Genomic DNA, 2682 nt, shown 5'->3' with positions numbered 1-2682 from the left:
CGGCCGGGGTGCTCGCAGCGGCGGTCGCGGGCGCCGTGGCGGCGGCCGGGGTCGCGGCGTCGGCGGCGGCCGGAGCAGCGGGCGCCGGAGCGGCCGGTGCGTCTGGCGTCATCGAACCGCCCTTCGAAGCCACCCAGGCTTCGAATTCAGGCTGGGTCACAACCTTGATTTCCAGCGGCATGAAGGCGTGGTCGACGCCGCACAGCTCCGAGCACTGGCCATAGAAGGTGCCCGTGCGCTCGGCGCGGAACCAGGTTTCGTTGATCCGGCCAGGAATGGCGTCGATCTTCAGGCCGAACGCCGGAAGGGCGAAGGCGTGGATCACGTCGGCGCCGGTGACCAGAACGCGGACGGTCTTATTGACCGGAACCACGAGCGGCTCGGTGGCGGCCAGGCGATACGGAACGTTGCGCGCCTTGGCTTCTTCTTCCGGCAGCATGTTGGAGATGAATTCGCCGACCTTTTGGTCAGGCAGTTCATAACCCCAGTACCACTGGTAGCCGGTGGCCTTAACGGTCAGGTCCGGCTTGGGCATGTCGTGATAGGCGAAGAGCAGTTTGAACGAGACGACCGAGACGGCCATCAGGATCAAGACCGGCACCACGGTCCACACGACTTCGACGAGCGTGTTGTGGCTCCACTTCGCCGGGATCGGGTTCGAACGCTTGTTGTAGCGAATCGCGCACCAGATCAGCAGCGCGAGCACGAACAAGCAGATCGCCGTGATGATCGGCAGCAGGATGAAATCGTGGAAATCATGCACAGCGTGCTTCAACGGCGAAGCCGCCGGCTGCAGGCTGATGCCGCCCGGTGTCGGCTGACCCATCAAATCTTCTGCGAGCGCCTGAACGCTCCAGAACGCCGACGTCGCGCCCGCAGCGGCGCCTGCCGCCCACGTCCGCATGCCCTGAACCCTAGACTTCATGTCCCCTCGGTCTGCTTGGCCGGCCGCGCCTCGCGAAAGACGATCGCCCCCGCCGACTGGAATCAAATGCAGAGCCACAAAACGCGAGGCCCCGCCCTTAAGTCGGGGTCCATACGCGCTCTCCCAGGCCTTGCCAAGGCGCTAAGGCCCCCTATGGCGTGTTGTCTGCTTACCGACCGACGATATGTCAGACGCCAAGCGTCCAAAACGCGCGATCCTGCGTAGTTCTCATCAACCTGGATCAGGAGAATTCGTGAAGCTGCATCGCGCTCCCGATGAGGAACAGGCCATTTGGCGAGACTTCGAGGCCATGGTGAACATGTCGCCCGCCCAGCTTCGCGACTGGCTGGAGACCGACGAGAGCAAGAAGGTCGGGTTCACCCGTCGCGGCGAGAGCGAATCTGTCGGGCGCCAGTCGGGCTGGCGCATATTGGAGATCAGGGCCAAGGCCGTGGGCGACCTCACCGACGCCGACTACGCCCATATGAAAAAGGTGATCGGCTATGGCCGCCGCCACCTCGCCCAGCGGCCTTGGGGCGATGTGACGCGAACCCGCTGGCGGTGGTCGCTGATGAACTGGGGGCACGATCCCTTGGTCGGGCGCGGCGGCTCCGATAGCGGTTTGGGGTGACGACGGGGCCGCGACCTCCTATCTCTCATGGCTCGCCTTTCGAAAGCACAAGCCGATGACCGCCCACTCCCCCGCTCCCTCGATCCTCGACTCCGCCGGCGTCTCGCTAGAGCGCGCCCGCGAAATCCTCGGCGAGGCGCTGGTCGGTGCCGACGATGGCGAACTTTTCGTGGAAAAGTCCGAGAGCGAGGCCTTCCTGTTCGACGACGGACGGCTGAAGTCGGCCTCCTATGATTCGTCGGAGGGCTTTGGCCTGCGGGTCGTGGCCGGCGAGACCGCCGGCTACTCCCATTCCAGCGAAGTCTCGGAGGCCGCGATCAAGCGCGCGGCGCAATCCTCTTCCTTGGCCAAGCGCGGCTATTGCGGCGTCTCGGCCGAAGGGCCTCGTTCCACCAACGCCAAGCTCTATGGCGAGGATGACCCGACCGCCTCGCCCGCCTTCTCCGACAAGGTCGCCCTGCTGCAGGAAATCGACGCCTGGGCCCGCGCCCGCGATCCGCGCGTCGTCCAGGTAATGGCCAGCCTGGCCGGCGAGCGCCGCACGGTGGAGATCCTGCGCGCCGACGGCCGCCTGATTCGCGACGTGCGCCCGCTATGCCGCGTGAACGTCCAGGTGACGGTCGAGAAGGACGGCAAGCGCGAGAACGGTTTCGCCGGGGCCGGCGGCCGCGCGGGCTTCGAAGCCTGGATCACCCCCGAAAAGTGGCAGGAGCAGGCCGAGGAAGCCCTGCGCCAGGCCCTGGTCAATCTGGACGCCGTCCCCTGCCCGGCCGGCGAGATGGACGTGGTGCTCGGCCCCGGCTGGAACGGCGTGCTGCTGCACGAAGCCGTCGGCCACGGCCTGGAAGGCGACTTCAACCGCAAGGGTACTTCGGCCTTCTCCGGCCGGATCGGCGAGCGGGTGGCCGCGCCGGGCGTCACGGTCTTCGACGACGGCACCCTGGCTGGCCGCCGGGGCTCGCTGACCGTCGATGACGAGGGTACGCCGACCGAACGCACCATCCTGATCGAGGACGGCATCCTCGTGGGCTACATGCACGACCGGATGAGCGCCCGGCTGATGGGCCTGAGCGCCACCGGCAACGGCCGGCGCCAGTCCTACGCGCACATGCCGATGCCGCGCATG

At 66.8% G+C, this 2682-nt stretch carries 3 protein-coding genes; 2 read left to right on the top strand and 1 reads right to left on the bottom strand.

Features of this window, described 5'->3' with window-relative positions:
- Positions 1 to 925 (bottom strand): cytochrome c oxidase subunit II (gene coxB, locus Q7T84_RS00790; RefSeq protein ID WP_304805656.1); only part of this gene is annotated, 925 nt, incomplete at its 3' end.
- Positions 926 to 1178: 253 nt separating this feature from the next.
- Between coxB and Q7T84_RS00785 the strand changes: the two genes are divergently transcribed.
- Both Q7T84_RS00785 and Q7T84_RS00780 read left to right on the top strand, forming a co-directional pair.
- On the top strand, positions 1179 to 1556 hold the full coding sequence (locus Q7T84_RS00785) for a DUF3140 domain-containing protein (RefSeq protein ID WP_304805655.1): 378 nt from the start codon (positions 1179 to 1181) through the stop codon (positions 1554 to 1556).
- A gap of 55 nt (positions 1557 to 1611) precedes the next feature.
- Positions 1612 to 2682 (top strand): TldD/PmbA family protein (locus tag Q7T84_RS00780; protein ID WP_304805654.1); only part of this gene is annotated, 1071 nt, incomplete at its 3' end.

Origin of the sequence: Phenylobacterium sp. (assembly GCF_030654915.1) — a bacterium.
In the GTDB taxonomy this organism is placed as follows: domain Bacteria; phylum Pseudomonadota; class Alphaproteobacteria; order Caulobacterales; family Caulobacteraceae; genus Phenylobacterium.
Note: the sequence above shows the minus strand (reverse complement) of the source record. Positions and strands in the feature narration are given on the sequence as shown.